This is a genomic window from Chitinophaga sp. 30R24, assembly GCF_049056765.1.
Taxonomy (GTDB): Bacteria; Bacteroidota; Bacteroidia; order Chitinophagales; family Chitinophagaceae; genus Chitinophaga.
This window is the reverse complement of record NZ_JBJGXX010000001.1, coordinates 1288763-1306751: the sequence shown is the minus strand read 5'-3', so window position 1 is coordinate 1306751 and position 17989 is coordinate 1288763. Positions and strand designations below refer to the sequence as shown.

20 protein-coding genes and 1 tRNA gene are annotated in these 17989 nt (G+C 44.0%); 12 read left to right on the top strand and 9 right to left on the bottom strand.

What is annotated here, in order from left to right:
- Positions 1–110 precede the first annotated feature (110 nt).
- The 8 genes from ACDQ55_RS05530 (at position 111) to ACDQ55_RS05495 (ending at position 8392) form a co-directional block, all read left to right on the top strand.
- Positions 111–1355 carry a DUF1015 domain-containing protein gene (locus ACDQ55_RS05530; protein WP_420980201.1) on the top strand — a complete coding sequence of 415 codons (1245 nt, stop codon included), beginning with the start codon at positions 111–113 and terminating at the stop codon, positions 1353–1355.
- Positions 1356–1523: 168 nt separating this feature from the next.
- Positions 1524–2597: a tetratricopeptide repeat protein gene (locus ACDQ55_RS05525; protein WP_420980200.1), complete on the top strand. Its 1074-nt coding sequence runs from the start codon at positions 1524–1526 to the stop codon at positions 2595–2597.
- Between the two features lie 95 nt (positions 2598–2692).
- Positions 2693–4351 carry a phenylacetic acid degradation protein PaaN gene (paaN, locus tag ACDQ55_RS05520; protein ID WP_420980198.1) on the top strand — a complete coding sequence of 553 codons (1659 nt, stop codon included), beginning with the start codon at positions 2693–2695 and terminating at the stop codon, positions 4349–4351.
- Between the two features lie 62 nt (positions 4352–4413).
- Positions 4414–5079, top strand: a complete 666-nt coding sequence (locus ACDQ55_RS05515; RefSeq protein WP_420980196.1) for a YceI family protein — start codon at positions 4414–4416, stop codon at positions 5077–5079.
- Positions 5080–5162: 83 nt separating this feature from the next.
- Positions 5163–5426 carry a 2TM domain-containing protein gene (locus ACDQ55_RS05510; protein WP_420980194.1) on the top strand — a complete coding sequence of 88 codons (264 nt, stop codon included), beginning with the start codon at positions 5163–5165 and terminating at the stop codon, positions 5424–5426.
- A 21-nt stretch (positions 5427–5447) separates the two neighbouring features.
- Positions 5448–7265, top strand: coding sequence for an AMP-dependent synthetase/ligase (locus tag ACDQ55_RS05505; RefSeq protein ID WP_420980193.1), 1818 nt, complete (start codon positions 5448–5450; stop codon positions 7263–7265).
- 48 nt (positions 7266–7313) lie between these two features.
- A tRNA-Arg gene (locus tag ACDQ55_RS05500) sits at positions 7314–7385 on the top strand.
- Positions 7386–7606: 221 nt separating this feature from the next.
- The gene (locus ACDQ55_RS05495) at positions 7607–8392 is read left to right on the top strand and encodes a hypothetical protein (protein ID WP_420980191.1); all 786 of its coding nucleotides are present in this window, start codon (positions 7607–7609) and stop codon (positions 8390–8392) included.
- Between the two features lie 173 nt (positions 8393–8565).
- Here the strand turns inward: ACDQ55_RS05495 and ACDQ55_RS05490 are convergent, their stop codons facing one another.
- The 4 genes from ACDQ55_RS05490 to ACDQ55_RS05475 all read right to left on the bottom strand — a co-directional run bounded on the left by ACDQ55_RS05490 (position 8566) and on the right by ACDQ55_RS05475 (position 10790).
- The gene (locus tag ACDQ55_RS05490; RefSeq protein WP_420980189.1) at positions 8566–8889 is read right to left on the bottom strand and encodes a hypothetical protein; all 324 of its coding nucleotides are present in this window, start codon (positions 8887–8889) and stop codon (positions 8566–8568) included.
- 312 nt (positions 8890–9201) lie between these two features.
- Positions 9202–9855 carry a hypothetical protein gene (locus ACDQ55_RS05485; RefSeq protein WP_420980188.1) on the bottom strand — a complete coding sequence of 218 codons (654 nt, stop codon included), beginning with the start codon at positions 9853–9855 and terminating at the stop codon, positions 9202–9204.
- A 56-nt stretch (positions 9856–9911) separates the two neighbouring features.
- Entirely contained in the window at positions 9912–10307 is a 396-nt protein-coding gene (locus tag ACDQ55_RS05480) for a DoxX family membrane protein (protein WP_420980187.1), read from the bottom strand.
- 195 nt (positions 10308–10502) lie between these two features.
- Positions 10503–10790 carry a hypothetical protein gene (locus ACDQ55_RS05475; RefSeq protein WP_420980185.1) on the bottom strand — a complete coding sequence of 96 codons (288 nt, stop codon included), beginning with the start codon at positions 10788–10790 and terminating at the stop codon, positions 10503–10505.
- A 142-nt stretch (positions 10791–10932) separates the two neighbouring features.
- Here ACDQ55_RS05475 and ACDQ55_RS05470 point away from each other — a divergent pair, with 142 nt between their 5' ends.
- Positions 10933–11520 (top strand): SMI1/KNR4 family protein, encoded by a 588-nt coding sequence (locus ACDQ55_RS05470; protein ID WP_420980184.1) that lies wholly within the window; start codon positions 10933–10935, stop codon positions 11518–11520.
- Here the strand turns inward: ACDQ55_RS05470 and ACDQ55_RS05465 are convergent.
- On the bottom strand, positions 11508–11702 hold the full coding sequence (locus ACDQ55_RS05465) for a helix-turn-helix domain-containing protein (RefSeq protein WP_420980183.1): 195 nt from the start codon (positions 11700–11702) through the stop codon (positions 11508–11510). The genes ACDQ55_RS05470 and ACDQ55_RS05465 overlap by 13 nt on opposite strands.
- Positions 11703–11899: 197 nt before the next feature.
- Here ACDQ55_RS05465 and ACDQ55_RS05460 point away from each other — a divergent pair, with 197 nt between their 5' ends.
- The 3 genes from ACDQ55_RS05460 (at position 11900) to ACDQ55_RS05450 (ending at position 13184) form a co-directional block, all read left to right on the top strand.
- Entirely contained in the window at positions 11900–12070 is a 171-nt protein-coding gene (locus ACDQ55_RS05460) for a hypothetical protein (RefSeq protein ID WP_420980182.1), read from the top strand.
- 342 nt (positions 12071–12412) lie between these two features.
- Positions 12413–12718, top strand: a complete 306-nt coding sequence (locus ACDQ55_RS05455; RefSeq protein WP_420980181.1) for a hypothetical protein — start codon at positions 12413–12415, stop codon at positions 12716–12718.
- 139 nt (positions 12719–12857) lie between these two features.
- Positions 12858–13184 carry a hypothetical protein gene (locus ACDQ55_RS05450; RefSeq protein ID WP_420980180.1) on the top strand — a complete coding sequence of 109 codons (327 nt, stop codon included), beginning with the start codon at positions 12858–12860 and terminating at the stop codon, positions 13182–13184.
- A gap of 12 nt (positions 13185–13196) precedes the next feature.
- Here the strand turns inward: ACDQ55_RS05450 and ACDQ55_RS05445 are convergent, their stop codons facing one another.
- Genes ACDQ55_RS05445 through ACDQ55_RS05430 form a run of 4 tightly spaced genes read right to left on the bottom strand, consistent with a single transcriptional unit; the run spans position 13197 to position 17784 of the window.
- Positions 13197–14417: an ABC transporter permease gene (locus tag ACDQ55_RS05445; RefSeq protein WP_420980178.1), complete on the bottom strand. Its 1221-nt coding sequence runs from the start codon at positions 14415–14417 to the stop codon at positions 13197–13199.
- Between the two features lie 10 nt (positions 14418–14427).
- Entirely contained in the window at positions 14428–15183 is a 756-nt protein-coding gene (locus ACDQ55_RS05440; RefSeq protein ID WP_420980176.1) for an ABC transporter ATP-binding protein, read from the bottom strand.
- Positions 15180–16415: an efflux RND transporter periplasmic adaptor subunit gene (locus tag ACDQ55_RS05435; protein ID WP_420980175.1), complete on the bottom strand. Its 1236-nt coding sequence runs from the start codon at positions 16413–16415 to the stop codon at positions 15180–15182. The genes ACDQ55_RS05440 and ACDQ55_RS05435 overlap by 4 nt, the downstream gene beginning before the upstream one ends.
- A 13-nt stretch (positions 16416–16428) precedes the next feature.
- On the bottom strand, positions 16429–17784 hold the full coding sequence (locus ACDQ55_RS05430; RefSeq protein ID WP_420980174.1) for a TolC family protein: 1356 nt from the start codon (positions 17782–17784) through the stop codon (positions 16429–16431).
- Positions 17785–17989: the final 205 nt, after the last annotated feature.

The following is a 17989-nucleotide window of genomic DNA, read 5'->3' as shown; positions in this document are numbered from 1 at the left end:
CGGCATAAGCGATAAAACGGAGATAAGGGCGGATGTAGATTTCGCTTTTATCTCCGTTGTATTTTAAAGGGCTTTTTTATTACATTTACTTACATACACATACACGTACCATGGCTATTATCAGACCCTTTAAAGGAATAAGGCCCAAAGAAGAACTAGCAGCTCAGGTAGCTGCAAGGCCTTATGATGTACTCAGTTCGGAAGAAGCAAAAACAGCTGCTGCCGGTAATCCCTATTCTTATTATCATGTATCCAAAGCCGAAATAGACTTGCCGGATGGTACAGACATCCATAGCCAGCAAGTATATGATAAAGCCGCCGAAAACCTCCAGCGCTTTATAAAAGAAGGTATTCTTTTCGCTGAAGCCCAGCCCGTTTACTACATCTATAAACTGGTGATGAACGGTCGTGCGCAAACCGGACTGGTGTGCGTGTCGGCCATTGCCGACTACAACAATGGCATCATCAAAAAACATGAGTTTACCCGCCCCGACAAAGAACTGGACCGCATTAACCACATTAAAGCCACCCGGGCGCAAACCGGGAATGTATTCCTGGCTTATAACGATGTACAGGAAATAAATGCACTCGTCGACCACTGGCAGGAACATTATCCACCAGCATATAATTTTACGGCAGACGATGATATCCAACATACGGTATGGGTGGTAAATACCCCCTCTGTAGTACAACAAATCACCACCTTATTTGCAGAAAAAGTACATTGTACCTATATCGCCGACGGACATCACCGCGCCGCTTCTGCCAGTTTGGTGCAAAAGGAATGGGACGCCGCCGGGATGATCACTTCGATAGATAACCCTGTTAATTACTTTCTTACTACCATATTCCCGGCCAGCCAACTCGCGATCCTCGACTATAACCGCGTTGTAAAAGACCTGAACGGATTAAGCAAGGCTGCCCTGCTATCTGCCCTCGACTACGATTTTACCGTAGAAGAAGTTGGTCACTTACCGCAACAGCCTTCCATGCCACATGAATTCAGCATGTACCTGGAAGGCCTGTGGTACCGGTTGGTAGCAAAAGAAGGCACGTACACTACCGACCCCATCGGCATCCTGGATGTAAGCATCCTATCCAACAATGTATTGGATAAATTACTGGGCATTAAAGATCAGCGGACCGACAAACGCATCGATTTTGTAGGTGGTATCCGTGGCCTTGAAGCACTGGTACAAAGAGTTAACAGTGAAGAAATGAAAGTAGCCTTTGCCCTGTATCCTGTTACCATCCAACAATTATTTGACGTTGCCGACAGTGGTAATGTAATGCCTCCCAAGAGCACCTGGTTTGAACCCAAGCTCCGCGACGGGCTTATTACCCACCTTATTTGATAGGGGATGAATTTAATAGAGGCTGACCATTACCTTTTTGGTCAGCCCTATCCCGCCCCCGATAAATCCCCCTTCTCCCCTGCTGCAATCAAATAAATTTTCCTGTCGCCTCCTTCTGCCAGACATTCTCCCATTTTCATTACTTTTACAACAAACTGACAGACAAGGATGAATATACGTTCTTCTTTATTGAAAGCTTTATTGGCAGCCGGCATACTGTTTTCACAGGCAGCCATGGCGCAGGATGCTAAAGAACTTTATAATACCGCCACCGGCTTTATTCGCAGCGGCGACTATTCCAACGCCATTCTGGTGTTGAATCAGGCACTGCAACTAGAGCCAGACAACTTTGAATATAAAAAACAACTGGGTTATACTTTTTACCTGAAAGGAGATCTGGTAAAAGCCAAAAATGTAATAGAACCGTTACTGAGCAGCCGGGAAGCAGATGTACAAGTATTTCAGATCGCCGGAAACATCTATGTGGGAAGGGAAGAATGGAAAACTGCCCAGCGGATGTACGAACGTGCCTTGAAAAAATTTCCGGAAGCCGGTGAGTTGTACAACGACAATGGTAACCTGCTGATGAGCTTTAAAATGTACGACGGCGCCTTGCACAGCTGGCTCAAAGGAATTGAAGAAGATCCTGGTTTTCCCGGCAACTATTATAATGCCGTAAAAACTTACGATTACAGCAACAATCCCCTGTGGTGTATTTTGTATGGAGAAACTTTCATGAATATGGAAAGTTTTACCACACGCACAGCAGAAATCAGGAATATTGTGCTGGAATCTTACAAAAAATTATTCAATGACCCATCCCTGTTTGAAAGTGCTATTACAGAAGACAAAAAGAGCAAACGAGGCGGCAACAACTTTGTAGAAGCCTATAAAGCCTGCATGAGTAAGCAGATCAGCGTAGTTACCGGAGGAATAGACCCCGATGCTTTGGTAATGGTGCGTACCCGGTTCCTACTGGATTGGTTCAATTTTTATGATATTAAATACCCCTATGCCCTCTTCGATTTTCAGCGCAATTTGCTAAGAGAGGGCATGTTTGAATCCTATAACCAATGGCTGTTTGGGCCAGCGGCCAACCAGGCCGGCTACAAAGCCTGGGTAGGGTTACATAAACAGGATTATGATGCTTTCCAAAAATTTCAACGTAATTACCCGTTGAAACCCAGGCCGGACGAGTATTACAACGATGGTAAGTTTACGCTGATAAATCCGGGCTACTAAGCATTCAGTAATTCAGGGCTTGAGTAATTTAGTCGTTTAGTTGCTGTAGCAACTAAACGACTAAATCCGTAAATTGTATATCTCAAATTCTGAATATGCTCGCTACCAAACACCAAAACGTTATCGACAACGCTGTAAAAGCGAATCAGGAACGCACTTACTATTCCCAATACCCGGAGCACCCCAAAGCTTACGGAGAAGATGCCCACGCAAAAGGGCTGCAGAGTTACCAGCAGCTGCTGGGCAAGCCATTCAAACAATTACTGCAAAGTGGAGAAACGAGCTGGACAGGGGAAGAAGTATCTCCCTATACCCAGGAAGTGCTGGGAATTACTTATCCCGTTTTTCCTGTAAACGATTTACTGCAAAAAGCCGCAACAGCCGGTAAAAGCTGGGCCAAAGTACCTGTGCCCGAGCGAGCCGGTATGCTTACAGAAACCCTGGAGCGCATCAAAGACTACTTCTTTGATATTGCCAATGCTACCATGCACACTACCGGGCAAAGCTTTATGATGAGCTTTCAGGCATCGGGACCGCATGCCAATGACAGGGCACTGGAAGCTATTGCCATCGGCTACCAAGAGTTGGAGCGCTATCCCCCTGAGCTCACCTGGGAAAAACCTATGGGTAAAACCAGCATCAAATTGTATAAAACATTCCGGCCCATTCCCAAAGGTACGGCTGTAGTGATAGGATGTTCCACCTTTCCGGTATGGAATACCTTACCTGGTGTATATGCAGATCTTATTACCGGCAACCCTATAATTGTAAAACCTCATCCTAAAGCGATTCTTCCTATAGCCATTGTCGTTAGCATTATACAACAGTCCTTGCAAGACAACGGCTATGATCCCCATCTCTGCCAGCTGGCAGCAGACAGTTCAGAACACTTGATCGCCAAAGAATTGTGCGAACATCCAGCTGTAAAATTGATAGACTATACCGGTAACAGCGCATTCGGAAATTATATAGAATCACTGCCAGGTAAAACGGTTTTTACAGAAAAAACCGGCGTTAATGCAGTGATACTGGATAGCGTAAAAAACATAGATGCCGTTATGCAGAACCTGGCTTTTTCCGTAAGTCTTTATTCCGGGCAGATGTGTACAGCGCCACAAAATATCTTCGTCCCCGAACATGGCATCCAGTTAGGCGATGGTGGCATAATGCCATTTAACGAAACGGTGCAATTATTCAGGGATGCCGTAGTAAGCTTAGTTAACAATCCAAAGATGGGCGCCGGAACCTTGGGGGCTATCCAAAACGAGCAAACGTTTAACCGGGCCAAAGAGGCTACGCAACTGGGGGGTAAGGTAATACTACAAGGTGCGCCGGTAGTGAATGAAGAATTTTCTAACGCCCGGGTGCTTACTCCCACTATCGTAGAAGTGACCAGCGCAGATACCGATATCTATGAAAAAGAGCTATTCGGCCCGGTTGTATTGATCATCAAAACCAGGGATACCGATCATTCCATACAGTTGACCAAACAAATGGCCGCAAAGTATGGCGCTATTACCTGCGGCGCCTATACCAACGATGCCAACACCAAAGAAAAGATCACGGAAGAAATGAACAGCGTATTTACACCGGTGTCTTTCAATTTTACCGGCTTTATCTGGGTAAATCAGCATTCAGCCTTCTCTGATTTCCATGTTTCTGGCGGTAACCCGGCAGGCAACGCCAGTTTTACCAACCTGGAATTTATTGTGAAACGATTTATCTGGGTAGGAAACAGGGAGCTGGCAGAATAATCAATATCTTTACAAGTGTCCCATACATGGGGCACTTGTTTTATATAAAGCAATCAATACTTATGATAAAACTGCTATGTGGCATATTCATCGTAACAAGTTTACTGGTAGCCTGTGAGCAGGCCCCCAAAGCCGATAAAGCCAGGATTACAGAAGCGCAAATGGTGCAACCAGGCAAAGGAAACGCTTATCTGGTTGATATTACCGCCAGCGAAGTACAATGGATAGGCACCAAGCCTACCGGCAAGCATCAGGGCACCCTGAAACTGGCTGGCGGGGCAGTGTATCTGCAAGACAGTGTGATCACTGGCGGTCAATTCACTATAAGTATGAATAGTCTTGAGGATATAGACCTGGTAACGGACACTACCATGAAACGTAAGCTGGAAAACGAACTGAAAGGACCAATGTTCTTTGATGTAAAAAAATATCCCGCTGCTACTTTTGAAATCACCAGTATAACCCCCTTTCATCCATCTATAGGAGATGAACTTACGTTAAAAGATGCTACACATATCATAAAAGGTAATTTAACATTAAAAGCTGTTACCAAAAACATTTCCTTTCCTGCCAAAATAACGTTTAACCACAATAGTATCAACGCAATAGCTAACTTCAACATAGACCGTACCCAGTGGGGTATGACATACCGGGCAGATAAATCCCTGCAAGACAAACTGATCAGTTCGCAGGTAAATATCGTCTTTAATATCCAGGCTAACCGTTAGCTCCAGCCTGCTCCATTTTTTTTCTACGTGAAGCCAATAAAATATTTTAAATTTAGTAAACCCACGACATAAAACCGACTTCAATGGAAACTGGACGGGAAAGAGATGACCAGTTATGGCACAAAACTAAAACCAGGGCTGGATTTAAGTCACATCTTATCATATATCTCGTTGTTAATATGGGGTTATGGGCTGTTTGGTTTCTGACAGACAGTGATAAAATAAAAAATACACTATGGCCTGCATGGCTGGCACTGGGGTGGGGAACTGCATTGGCGTATCAGTATTTCAATGCCTGGCATAAAGACCGTTTCAACGATGCGCTGAAAGAACAGCAACATATTTGAGCCAAACAAAACTACAGCAGTATGATGGACCAACCTCAACGACTATTTGATGTGATTGCTTACCAATTAGCTAACTTTCCCAAAGAAGATATGTTAGCCGGTAAAGAAAATGGGCAATGGAGAAAGTACAGTACGAAAGAAGTAGCGGATATTACCCTCAAATTCAGCTCCGGCTTACTCAAATTGGGCATCAGAGCGGGTGTTAAGAACAATGAAGAAAAAGATAAAATAGCCATTATTTCGCCAAACAGACCAGAATGGCTACTAACGGACCTCGCCTGTCAACAGTTGGGAGCCGTACTTACCCCCATCTATCCCACTATCAGCGAACACGAACTGGCTTATGTACTCAATGATTCGGAAGCACGCATTCTTTTTGTAAGCGATAAAGAGCTGTTGGATAAAGTAACCGCCATGCGGGATAAATTTCCCACCATCCGTGAAATCTTTACTTTCAATAAAGTAGAAGGCGCCCGACATTGGAAGGAAGTGTTGGAACTGGCCGACGAAACAAACTTTGCCTGGATCAACAAAATAAAAGAAGATATTTCGCCAGAAGAACTGGTGACTATCATCTATACCTCTGGTACCACTGGCACCCCCAAAGGCGTAATGCTGAGCCACCACAATGTGGTGAGCAATGTACTGACCTGTAAGCCTTACCTACCGGTAAACAGCGATGCAAAAGCCCTTAGCTTCCTACCCCTGAACCATATTTTTGAAAGAATGGTCACCTACCTGTACCTCTCAGCAGGCGTACCTATCTACTATGCAGAAAGTATAGACACTATCGGCGACAATCTGAAGGAAGTAAAACCTACCATCTTTACTACCGTACCGCGGCTACTGGAAAAGGTATATGAGCGCATTATAGCTACCGGCCTGGAATTAAAAGGCATTAAACGGGCCTTGTTCTTCTGGGCAGTAAATATCGGCAAACAGTATGAGATCAATAAAAACCAGGGCACCTGGTACAACCTGCAGCTAAAACTAGCCAACAAACTGGTGTTCAGCAAATGGCGGGCTGCCCTGGGTGGAAATATACAAGCCATCGTAAGTGGCGCTGCCGCCTGCCAGGTACGGCTGCTCAAAATATTCACTGCCGGCGGCATTCCTATTATGGAAGGCTATGGACTCACTGAAACCTCTCCTGTTATCAGCGTAAATCGCTATAATGTAACAGACCGTATGTTCGGCACCGTTGGCCCGGTGATCAGTGATGTACAGATAAAAATTGCAGACGATGGAGAAATACTTTGCAAAGGCCCTAACATTACCATTGGCTACTACAAACGCCCAGACCTTACCGCTGATGCTATAAAGGACGGCTGGTTCCATACGGGGGATATCGGAATACTGGTGGATAACAAGTTTTTGAAGATCACCGACCGCAAAAAAGAACTTTTTAAAACCTCCGGCGGCAAATTTGTAGCACCACAACCCATAGAAAATAAGTTCAAGGAATCCCCTTATATAGAACAGATCATGGTAGTTGGGGAAGACCGCAAATTTACAGCAGCCCTCATTGTTCCCTCTTTTACTAATCTGCAGAACTGGGCTCAGAAAAAAGGCATCAATGCAGGCTCCAACGAAGCACTGATTGCCCATCCGGAAGTATTGGAGCTCTACAAACAAGCCGTAGACAAATACAACCAGTTTTTCAGCCACATTGAACAGGTAAAGAAATTCGTACTGCTTCCCCACGAATGGACGGTAGACGGCGGAGAGCTTACGCCTACCCTGAAAGCCAAGCGTAAAGTGATCCTGGAAAAATTCAAAAAGGAGATCGACGGCATCTATGCTCCAGCTAATGGAAAAGTAGATATAGAAAGTCTTTAAATTTTAATTTAATTGCCTTACTTTTGCCACCCGATCTCCGGATCTGATGGCCTCATAGTTCAATGGATAGAATAGAAGTTTCCTAAACTTTAGATACAGGTTCGATCCCTGTTGAGGCTACTAAATCAGTAATTCGCCCAATCTTAGTTGTACTAAGGTTGGGCGCTTTTCATCACTGGAGGGATGTTTCAAAGAAAAGGATGGTGAAAAGGAATGAAGCAGTTGTTTACCCAAAAACCTTACTCACCGGACAAACGTTTTCAAGTGCAAAAATAAACAGGTAACCCAACCCAGTAAATAAAAAACGAGCTACTTTTATCTTATAATAAAATTTAACACCTATGTTTCTGCCAATTTTTAAAAAAATCTCTTTTTTAGCCCTTACACTTGCCGCACTAAATTCATACGGGCAACAAAATTTACAAGACGTTACTGAACTCGGGAATATAACCAATAGGAATATTTTTTTATTAGGTAACAACAATGGCATAAGATTTCAATATGATATCGGTAATAGCTTCTGGGTTAGCACTCCCGGCATAAGCCTGATGTCTATTGGAGGTAACGGACCGGTGGCGCCAGCGTCGGGAGCCATCAATATATTGTTTGGTGGAAATGTTGGCCTGGGCATCACCAACCCCGCCAATCAACTTTCCCTTCCAAACAACAAGTATATTGGCTGGCAAAGCCCAGACGGTACAGGCGAACACGTTGCACTCAAAACCAATGCCTCCAATGATCTCACTGTTTATGCGGGCGCGCCAGACCGTTTATATATCCAATCTACTACAGGTAATGTGGGCATCGGTACCGCTGCCCCTCAATCGACCCTTTCCGTAGCCGGCACAGTTACTGCCAAAAGAATAAAAGTAACCACCACCGGATGGGCTGATTTTGTATTTAAACCCGGTTACCAGCTCCCTTCTTTACCGGAAGTAGCAGATTATATAGCGGCCCATAAACACCTGGAAGGTATTCCTTCAGAAGAAGAAGTACAGCAAAACGGTGTAGACCTCGGTGAAATAAATAAACAACTCCTGCAAAAAGTAGAAGAGTTAACCTTATACTTGATCCAACAACAAAAAGAAATAGAAGAATTGAAGACTGAAAGGAAAAAAAAGAGATGAAATAGAACAACTTCTTGAAAATTTTTCAGACGCCCGGTTTTTGTAGATCAAAAACCGGGCGTCTGAATGATATCGCCAAATGATCAGGAAAATAAATGCAATAAACAATCCAATTTAGATAAAATAATAGGCCACTTGCCTAACAACTAAAAAGTAGTTGAACTGAGTAGCTGCTAATAATCCGCCTGTCCTATATCAAGACGCTTTATTTTTCCGGCGGCATTGAAATAAAACTTAAAATATGTCTTAAAATCCCCCCATTGATCGCTATGGAAATATCCATATATATCCCGTCCATCATTCTCTACTTTATCGATACTGATAAACCTTTCATGCCCCAGAGCATGTTCAAAAAAAGGCCGGAATTCCATCTTATCTTCCTCATCATACAACTCCGGATTTTCAGTGAACAAAGCAAACCAGCGTTCATCGTCTCCTGTCTGTAAGGCGGTAATAGCTTGCCTTACAGCTTCATTGGTCAGTTGATCTGTATTCATAACTACAACGATTATACGTAAAAAAATCACGCACTGACATTTATCAGCAAATGCTATGTGGAACAAAGAAAAAAGACCTTATCGAACGGCGTTATTGTTCCGGACCGGCTACTATACTCATTTGCCTATACGGCGGGCGCAGGATAGCCTATTGCTGTATTATTCAGTCTATTCATAATCTTGATTTTTAACAATGATGAGTCGAAACTTGTTCGCGGCTCAGGCCATGTCGCCATCTATACCTATATTTTGAGAAGGGCTTCTTAGTGCTTTGTGCAATATCTTCCGGCAAGTGATATACCTGTTTGCTTATTACGGTATTGGCAGTAAGGTCTTTAAAAAACCGAGATCCACGATGTGCATATTATACAACATCATTACAGCCAGCGTGAGGGCTACTACCAACAATACCCATGCCTGCTGTCTGTAGCGGTCGGGATTGTTCCCCATTAACAGCAACACCATCAGCAAAGGGAATATCCATTGTATATAGGGTTGCCAGGGGGATTCTGCGGTGGTTGAAAAAGGTTTAAACCCAGACAGTAACTGTTCCATTTCTTCCTGGCGTTCCATAATAGGAGGTATTAGTATTAGATCCTGGTTCTCCATCCCCTTTACGGTAATATCTCCGTTACGGGATTTACTGATACTCGTAATTTCCAGATGGCTCAGGGAGAGATCCTGGGTAGCTTCCTGGATGCGGGTAATTCCATCTGCTGTTATTTCCACTGTAAAGCTCTCAAATAAGCCACGTTGTTTACGCAGATGAATATAGGTTAACCGGCCTACCTGCATTAGCACAATTAATACGCAGATACCGATGGAATAATGATCTCCTTGCCGGATCTGCCTATAATAGATAGCTACTACCACTGCAATGGTCAATAGGGTCGTCATCACTATACGCCGGTATACCTGCCTTCTGAGCACTACCCAACCATCAGGATGTATCTTAAATACGTTCATAATCCTGTAAAATAATAAAAGTGGCTGTACCGAACGTAAGCTTTTAAATGCGCAGGCTATTTCCTGATATGATCAACGGAGATAATGTTATGCTGAATAAAAGCGAGTAAGAGCCCGAAAAATGCCGCATGGATCAGCTGGGATGGAATAGCTTCCCAGTTTTCTATCATGGCAGTACCAAATATGAGCATTACCATTACTATACCGCCGGCTATCAACGATACCCTGGTAAATAGGCCCAACAACAGCAATAAGCCAATAATAAATTCTGCAATGGGTAGAGCATAGCTGAAAGGAGTTACCAACCCGGAAGGCAACATGGATTTATCGAAGCTCTTTACCATCCAGGCACTGAAGCCCTGAAGCTTGGGGAGCCTTACCAACCCATGCCCAAACATACTGGCGGCCAGCGACAAACGAAGCAGCAAAAATACGATAGCGTTATTTTTCATTTGTTGAAATTTTATATTACAACGATCTAAGGTTGGGCCGGCATTTTGCTTGTACAATCTTAGCAAATTGAAGCTGGTAGAAACCCGCTTACAATACAGCAGCATGCGGGTAGGGGAACAACAGCTGACCTGTTCCTGATAAAAAATGGCCGTATCGCGTTGCGATACAGCCATTCAATTCATTTTTGCCTGTTACTATTCCTCTTCTTCTTCGTCCTCTTCTTCACCGTCGTCTTCCAGCCATTCCATGTAAGAGTAATACCAATCTTCCAGTTGTTCCAACAGTTCCAGTTTCTTTTCCGGATCGTTCTTAAAGAACTCTTCTACGTTATCGATTTCATATACGATATCGATATAGGCAGTTTCTTCATCTTCTTCTACACGTTTGGCAAAGAAGCGGGGTTTTTCGGTATGAAAAATATATTCATTTTCCGGATCTGTAACCGGATCATCAGCGATCAGGAATTTAGGTAACTGTGCCATAAAGGAGTTGTTTTTTAATGATGTTGTACGCTTTTAAGCCTTACAAAAATATTGATAATTAGCTTATAAAAAACATGCAGTGGCAATGAATAAACTTTCAGATAAAATTTTACATCTTTATAGTCGTTAAAACCCATACCATATGCAGCAATATTGGATCAGGTGGGAGAATTGGATGAAGCAACATGCCCCCAAGTTGCTTTACCTTCTTCAACCCGGCGCTACACCTGAAGCAGTAGAATCTCTTGAAAAGCTTATTGGCACGGACCTGCCAACCTCCTTCAAAGCATTTTACGCCATACACAACGGACAACAAAAAAGTAAAACGGGCTTGGTAGATGCCGACCAGTTACTGGCAATAGATGATATCATTTTGCAGTGGTATCACTGGAAAGACCTCCTGGATGCCGGCACCTTTACCTGGCAGGACAGTCCTATCCTATCCGCTCCAGATACCGGCATTAAAAACGACTGGTGGAACCCTTTATGGATACCTATTACCAGCGACGGATTTGGCAACCATCTTTGTATAGACCTGGACCCTGCCCTTGAAGGCAACCATGGCCAGATCATTACACTGTGGCACGACGACAGCCACCGCGCTATTGTAGCATCTTCCCTCGAAGCCTGGCTGGAAGATTACCTGAACGCCCTGGAAAAAGGAGATTACATTTTTGTAAAGAAATGGGGGATTGTACATAAAGATACCTTCCTGAACTACAATGATTGATAATGCACCGGTGTACTGCCTGTCCACCGATTAAAAGCCCTGGTAAAAGCACTCAACTCATTATAGCCCAACATCCAGGAAATATCTTTTAAAGGATAATTACCGGAAGAAATATAGTAAATCGCCAATGAACAGGCGATATTCTGGTATTTCCCCCCTTCTTCTTTCAACTTACGCTGCAAGGCAAGCTACGCAGGCTCAGGTTAAAGGTGGTGGCTACTCGTTCAGTAAAGCCGTTCAGAGATAAGGAAGTGCCGCCGCAAGTGTAAGGGCTTCCCCTACAGTAATGCTACTTTGAATAATTACCCTACCGTTCCCAAAGCAGCCAACAGCAAAGCCTCGCCAACATGCAAGCCAAACAGGTCATCGTTGGTAAGCCTTGCGGCATGCAACCGTTTCTCTCATCGATAACATCGACGTATATACGGTGAAAGACGGTAAATTAAGCAGCCCAGTAAGGCATAATGCTATCCGGGAACAGCAGACACCGGTACTTTCCGGCACAACTGATCCGCAGAATCTGCCACAATATCTCCATGGTTATTTTTGATAACGCATAGATGGCAGCATCCGATAATAAGGAGAAGTTTACTACAGTTTTATTACAATTCTACAATACCTTCCGCTATGCGGGTCATATTATTCCGGTTCTCCTTACAAGGTGTAGGAACAGATAGATACAGACCTTTATCCAAAGATTTCGTAGGTATTGGTTGACACTCAATATACGAAATAAATACGATCCTTCTTGGGGAAAAACCTGGGCTATTCCTCAAACGTAACAAAAAAGCATATTTATAAAATTATGCCTGTCAGCAAACAATTGAAATGGCATTATTGTTGAAAATACGCTATCACAGATAATCATTTCTCAAACCATAAATATCTTAACATGAAAACTCCAAAACACATCGCAGGATTGTTACTGGCTATCTTTATTGGCGCAGTTGTTACCTTATCTGCCCAGCACGTTGCTGCCCAAGGCATCGACAATGCCGCTAAAAAAGTAGGTAATAAAACCGCCTCCATTGCAGTAAAGGGTACATCAACCCTTACAGATAAAGTATACAAAGGCAAAGAAGGCCCTAACGGAGAAACCGTATACATTGATAAAAAAGACCGGAAATTTATTGTAAACGAAAAAGGTAAAAAAGTATATCTGAAAGCATCACAGATACATAATAAAAAGAAAGACTAATTTCTTGCTGTTATACGGTGGCCGGCAGGATTTCCTGGCCGGCTTTTTAGTTGCCTTTTTTACCGGGTAACAGGGCCTGTTTGATGATAATTACATGTTTACCGGATAGTATTTGTTCCGTATATTAAATTCAGTTCTTATGCGCATTCAACCGGGCACCTGCTATAAAATAAATACACAAAAGATTACGTCTCTGCAACGGTTCGGTGAATATGAGTTTATAGTATTGGTGATACACGCCAATGACACTTCCGACAGCGTTGTTTTTGAGTTCAGGACAATACTCGGACCCCATAGCCGTGAACAGGAAATAGCTACCCGCAAGGCAGTAGAAACCCACGCCAACGGCTTTCCTATAGAAGATTTTACCGGGCGGCCACTGAACCTCATACAATTTGAAAAAGAAAGCTATTTCCTAAAATGGGTGGAGGCGGGCATAGCTATCCTATGCGATTGCAATCTTTAAGCCCGTTCTGGCTTACTCATAGCGCAAAGCTTCTATAGGGTCGAGACGGGAAGCCTTCTGGGCAGGGTAATACCCGAAAAACACGCCCGTAAAGGCACATACCACAAAAGACAATATGATAGAAGACTGGGATACCAGGGTAGGCCATCCTAAAAAGATGGTGATCAATTTGGCGGAGGTAACCCCCAGGATCACGCCGATAATACCGCCAGTAATGCTAATGATAATGGCTTCCACCAGGAACTGCAGTAAAATATCCATCCCCCTCGCGCCAATAGACATGCGCAGGCCAATTTCCTTGGTACGCTCTGTTACCGATACATACATGATGTTCATGATGCCTATACCGCCAATGATCAGAGAAATGCCGGCAATAGCTGTAAGCAGGATAGTAAGCAGGTTGGTAGTAGAACTGAGGGTTTTGATGAGCTCTTCCATCGTTCTCACCTGAAAATTATTTTCATCTGCGGGTCTCAGGCGGTGAGAGGTGCGCAGGATATCAGTAATCTCGTTAGTCGCTGCATCAGATGCTTTTTCGCTAATAGCAGAAGCATAGATACTCTGGAAATAGATAGTGGCCAGTATACGTTTTTGTACGGTGGTATATGGGCAGATGATGATATCGTCTTGGTCTTGCCCGAAAGAGCTTTGGCCTTTAGGTGCCAGTGTACCAATTACCTGCAGGGGAATGGAATTAAGCCTTATCACTTTACCTACAGGGCTTTCACCGCTAGGAAAGAGGTTGGTGATCACGGTTTGCCCCAGCAAGCAAACTTTGGCGGCAGTAGCTACATCTGCATCAGAGAAGCTGACGCCCTGATCTACCGTTAATTTCCGGATGTCGAAATAAGAGGGCGCTACGCCCTGCAAAGTGGTAGGCCAGTTCAGCGCACCGTAAATGGCCTGGCCCCGGGTAGATGCTACCGGCGATACTGCACTGATATATTCCGCATTCCTTTGGATCGCAATAACGTCTGCAATAGTAAGCGACTGATAGGTGTCGCCCCCTATCCTTACGCCCCCGGATACATTACTACTGGGCAAAATGGTGATCATATTAGATCCCATGCTGCTCAGCTGCGATTGGATACTTTCTTTGGAACCTTGCCCAATTGCCACCATGGCTATCACGGCTGCTACCCCGATGATAATACCCAGCATCGTAAGAAATGCCCGCAGTTTGTTACGCTGCAGGGCCCTCAATGCCAATACAATGAAATTAATAATGCTCATGGCCAATCAATTAATAATCGTCTGCCGGAGGCAGTGCTGCCAGCACTTCCCTGGCCGAACGCACGTTTTCATTTATAGTATCCCTTACCACCTTTCCATCTCTCAACATCACTGTTCTGTTGCTGAAAGCAGCAATGTCCGGTTCATGGGTCACAAATACGATCGTTTTACCTTCCTGTTGGTTCAGGTCCTGCATCAGGGCCATAATCTCATAAGAAGTACGGGTATCCAGGTTACCAGTAGCCTCATCGGCAAGGATCATCACTGGCTGGTTCACCAGCGCCCTGGCAATGGCTACCCTTTGTTGCTGTCCGCCGGAAAGCTGATTAGGCGCGTGCCCTTCCCTGCCTTCCAGTTTTACTTCCCGCAACGCATTCATAGACCTTTCTTTGCGCTCGTGCGCATTATATTTAGCATTGTAAAACAGTGGCAGTTCTACATTTTCCAATGCAGAGGTACGGGGCAGCAGGTTATACGACTGGAATACAAACCCGATCTTGTTATTACGCAGCCTGGCCAATTCGTTGCGGCTCATCTTACTCACATTCACGCCATCTAGCAGGTAATCGCCGGAAGTAGGTTTGTCGAGGCAACCCAGAATATTCAACAAGGTGGTTTTACCCGAACCGCTGCTTCCCATAATGGTAATAAACTCACCTGCATACACGTCAAAGGAAACACCTTTGAGGGCGCGTACTATTTCCGTGCCCATCACAAAATCACGTTTGATCTGCTTTAACTCCAATATTTTTTTGTTGGTGATCATCTTCTGCGCCCTCCTCCCATTTTTGGTAAAAACGGACTACTGGTGCCCCCTACAGCGATAACAGCGCCAGTTTTGCCCATCCCCTGTATTACTACATCGCTGGAATCCAGTCCGGATAGCACTTCTATATGCGTATTGTCATTCAACCCGGTTCTGATATGCCGCTGTATAAGGCTATCACCTTTAAGCAACCATACATAGTTGGAAGAACCCACCCGCGTGCCGGTCCTAAATTTATTGCCGGCACTGGTAGTATCCCTTCTTTCTCCCTGATTTCTCCTTACAGCTGGCTTAATAATATAATCCTTCAACAGATTGGAATCCGGTATAAACTTGAGCGCTTTTACCGGTAACAGGAGCACATTGTCTTTTTCTGCGGTATAGATGGTGACATTTGCAGTCATACCTGGCTTCAGCTTCAAATCGTTGTTAGAAGCATTGATGATGGTATTATACGTTACCACATTGGAGGAAACGGAGGGCTCCAGCCTGATCTCCTGTACCTTACCTTCAAATACATCTTCAAGATATGCATCTACGGTAAAGGTTACACGTTGCGAATCTTTCACATTACCAATATCCGCTTCATCTACACTGGCTTGCACCTGCATTTTGGTAATATCCTTGGCAATTACAAACAAAGTAGGTGTATTAAAGCTTGAGGCCACAGTTTGCCCTACGCTTACGTTTCTGTTGAGCACAACACCATCTGTAGGAGAATATATTTCTGTAAAGGAGAAATTTTTCAAAGCTGATTTCAATTGGGCGGCTTCACTGGCTACATTGGCTTTTGCCTGCCCAACATTATTAGTAGCTACATCATAGTCTGCTTTGCTGATAGCCCCGGTTTTATATAACAGCTCCTGGCGCTGAAAATTATTCTGGTTGTATATCAGGTTGGTTTGCGCCACCAACAGGTCGGCCCGAATCTGGTCTACCGAAGCCTGGAAGAGGTCTTTATCCAATTCGGCCAGTAGTTCGCCCTTTTTTACTGTTTTATTAAAATCTACGTAAATATATTTGATGGTACCGGATACCTGGGCACCTACAGCTACCGTATCCACCGGTTGTATGGTACCAGTAGCAGTAACGGAAGTGAATATATGCCCATATTCCGGTTTTATGATATCGAAGGCAATAGGTTCTTTTTTCTTTCTGATAAAGAAATACCAGATAGCCAGCACCAATAGTACAATTCCTATGGTTGTAATAATGCCTTTATATTTTTTCATACCTCATTTGCATTTATAGTGTTACCGGTATGCCCCTGTAAAAATCATATATCCTGATATCCAGCGCAGCAGTGTATTTTGCCTGCACATATGCCTGTAATGCCTGTATGTATAAGTTTTTCTGTTGTAGAAAAACTACGATATTGGCTGCTCCTACTTTCAGTTGTTCACTGGCAATCCTGTATCCTTCCTGCGCATATTTCAACTGTTCTACCGCTGCATCATACTGTGCCTGTGCACTGAGTACATTGATATACGCCTGTTCAATAGCTTGGGTAAGGTTAGTTTTGGTATCCTGCAATGTCAACTTCGACTGGTCTATTTCCAATTTGGCTTTTTCCACATTGGTTTTTACTACCCGCCGGGTAAAGATGGGCACCGATAGGGTAAGCCCTATCTGTTGGTAAAAATTATTGTCCAGTTGTTTGAAATAACCGGTGTTATTCAATCCGCCACCACCATAGGAAGAGCCTAGGGCGCCCCCGGCGCTCAAGGTAGGCAGGTAGCCGCTTCTGGCCTTTGCCAGATCCAGTTGTGAAATGGTGATACCCAACTCACTACTCTTTATTTCCGGGCGGTTTGCCAGGGCGGAGTCTTGTACTTCCTGCAGGGAATAAAGATGATCATTAGTGATAAGGGTATCCGGTTCCATGATCTCAAAATCGTAGCTGCTGGGTAACTGCAGCAATTGTTTAAGCACCAGTTTATTTTGCCGGTATTGGTTTTCATTGGAAATAAGCAGGTAACGGTCGCTTGCCAATTGGGCCTGCAACTGTATCAACGATACCAGGGCAATGCTGCCCACGTCATACTGTTGTTGCGCCTGGTTTACCTGGGCTTCTGAAGTAGTCACCACATCTTTTACATACACAATATTTTCCTTGACCAACAAAATATTCAGGAAAGCCTCGGTAATTAATATTGTGATATCATTGATTTCCTGGGTAACATTAAGACCGGCCACCCGTAGCAATAAATTCTTTTGTTTGATATCGTTGTTCAGATAATTACCTTGAAAAATGGTAACAGCTGAATTAACCCCATAAGCACCAGAAGTATTTACTTCATAGGGATAGCCACCAGATAAGTTCAGGGACTTCCCCGCATTCAGATTTTGAGTGAAAGACCCCGTGAGATCAGGTAATTTGGCGGCACGCGACAGCAATAAATCTTGCTCACTGCTTAATCGGTTCAGGCGCAAACTGTTTAATTGGATGTTGTTTTTCATGGCATAATCAAAACACTGCTGCAGCGTCCATTGTGCGGGAAGTCCCACAAAACTGCTGTCTTGGGCCATCAGCATGGGGTTGACTGAAAAAAACAATAAGAAAAAGATAATAACTGTTCCCGGCTGTCTGAAAAACATCATCGTTTAATCATTGATGTTAGTAAAAGCTACTACTGGAATAAGGGGCTAAATAGTACATCCAATATAGCGAATTATTCAGCTTCATACATCAATGGCACCTCCTTATTTTTTTCGTTTGCCAGTAGAAGTTAATAGTACCGCAACCTTACTACAATGACGCTTGTGGTACTGCCCCCCCCTGAGGTCATTCGTCTGCCATGCAATG

Coding starts and splice junctions, on each gene's coding strand:
- ACDQ55_RS05455 (WP_420980181.1), top strand. CDS start 12,413: ATGAAAACTCCAAAACACATCGCAGGATTGTTACTGGCTATCTTTATT.
- ACDQ55_RS05445 (WP_420980178.1), bottom strand. CDS start 14,417: ATGAGCATTATTAATTTCATTGTATTGGCATTGAGGGCCCTGCAGCGT.
- paaN (WP_420980198.1), top strand. CDS start 2,693: ATGCTCGCTACCAAACACCAAAACGTTATCGACAACGCTGTAAAAGCG.
- ACDQ55_RS05495 (WP_420980191.1), top strand. CDS start 7,607: ATGTTTCTGCCAATTTTTAAAAAAATCTCTTTTTTAGCCCTTACACTT.
- ACDQ55_RS05530 (WP_420980201.1), top strand. CDS start 111: ATGGCTATTATCAGACCCTTTAAAGGAATAAGGCCCAAAGAAGAACTA.
- ACDQ55_RS05480 (WP_420980187.1), bottom strand. CDS start 10,307: ATGAAAAATAACGCTATCGTATTTTTGCTGCTTCGTTTGTCGCTGGCC.
- ACDQ55_RS05475 (WP_420980185.1), bottom strand. CDS start 10,790: ATGGCACAGTTACCTAAATTCCTGATCGCTGATGATCCGGTTACAGAT.
- ACDQ55_RS05430 (WP_420980174.1), bottom strand. CDS start 17,784: ATGATGTTTTTCAGACAGCCGGGAACAGTTATTATCTTTTTCTTATTG.
- ACDQ55_RS05450 (WP_420980180.1), top strand. CDS start 12,858: ATGCGCATTCAACCGGGCACCTGCTATAAAATAAATACACAAAAGATT.
- ACDQ55_RS05435 (WP_420980175.1), bottom strand. CDS start 16,415: ATGAAAAAATATAAAGGCATTATTACAACCATAGGAATTGTACTATTG.
- ACDQ55_RS05525 (WP_420980200.1), top strand. CDS start 1,524: ATGAATATACGTTCTTCTTTATTGAAAGCTTTATTGGCAGCCGGCATA.
- ACDQ55_RS05505 (WP_420980193.1), top strand. CDS start 5,448: ATGATGGACCAACCTCAACGACTATTTGATGTGATTGCTTACCAATTA.
- ACDQ55_RS05485 (WP_420980188.1), bottom strand. CDS start 9,855: ATGAACGTATTTAAGATACATCCTGATGGTTGGGTAGTGCTCAGAAGG.
- ACDQ55_RS05510 (WP_420980194.1), top strand. CDS start 5,163: ATGGAAACTGGACGGGAAAGAGATGACCAGTTATGGCACAAAACTAAA.
- ACDQ55_RS05440 (WP_420980176.1), bottom strand. CDS start 15,183: ATGATCACCAACAAAAAAATATTGGAGTTAAAGCAGATCAAACGTGAT.
- ACDQ55_RS05470 (WP_420980184.1), top strand. CDS start 10,933: ATGCAGCAATATTGGATCAGGTGGGAGAATTGGATGAAGCAACATGCC.
- ACDQ55_RS05515 (WP_420980196.1), top strand. CDS start 4,414: ATGATAAAACTGCTATGTGGCATATTCATCGTAACAAGTTTACTGGTA.
- ACDQ55_RS05490 (WP_420980189.1), bottom strand. CDS start 8,889: ATGAATACAGATCAACTGACCAATGAAGCTGTAAGGCAAGCTATTACC.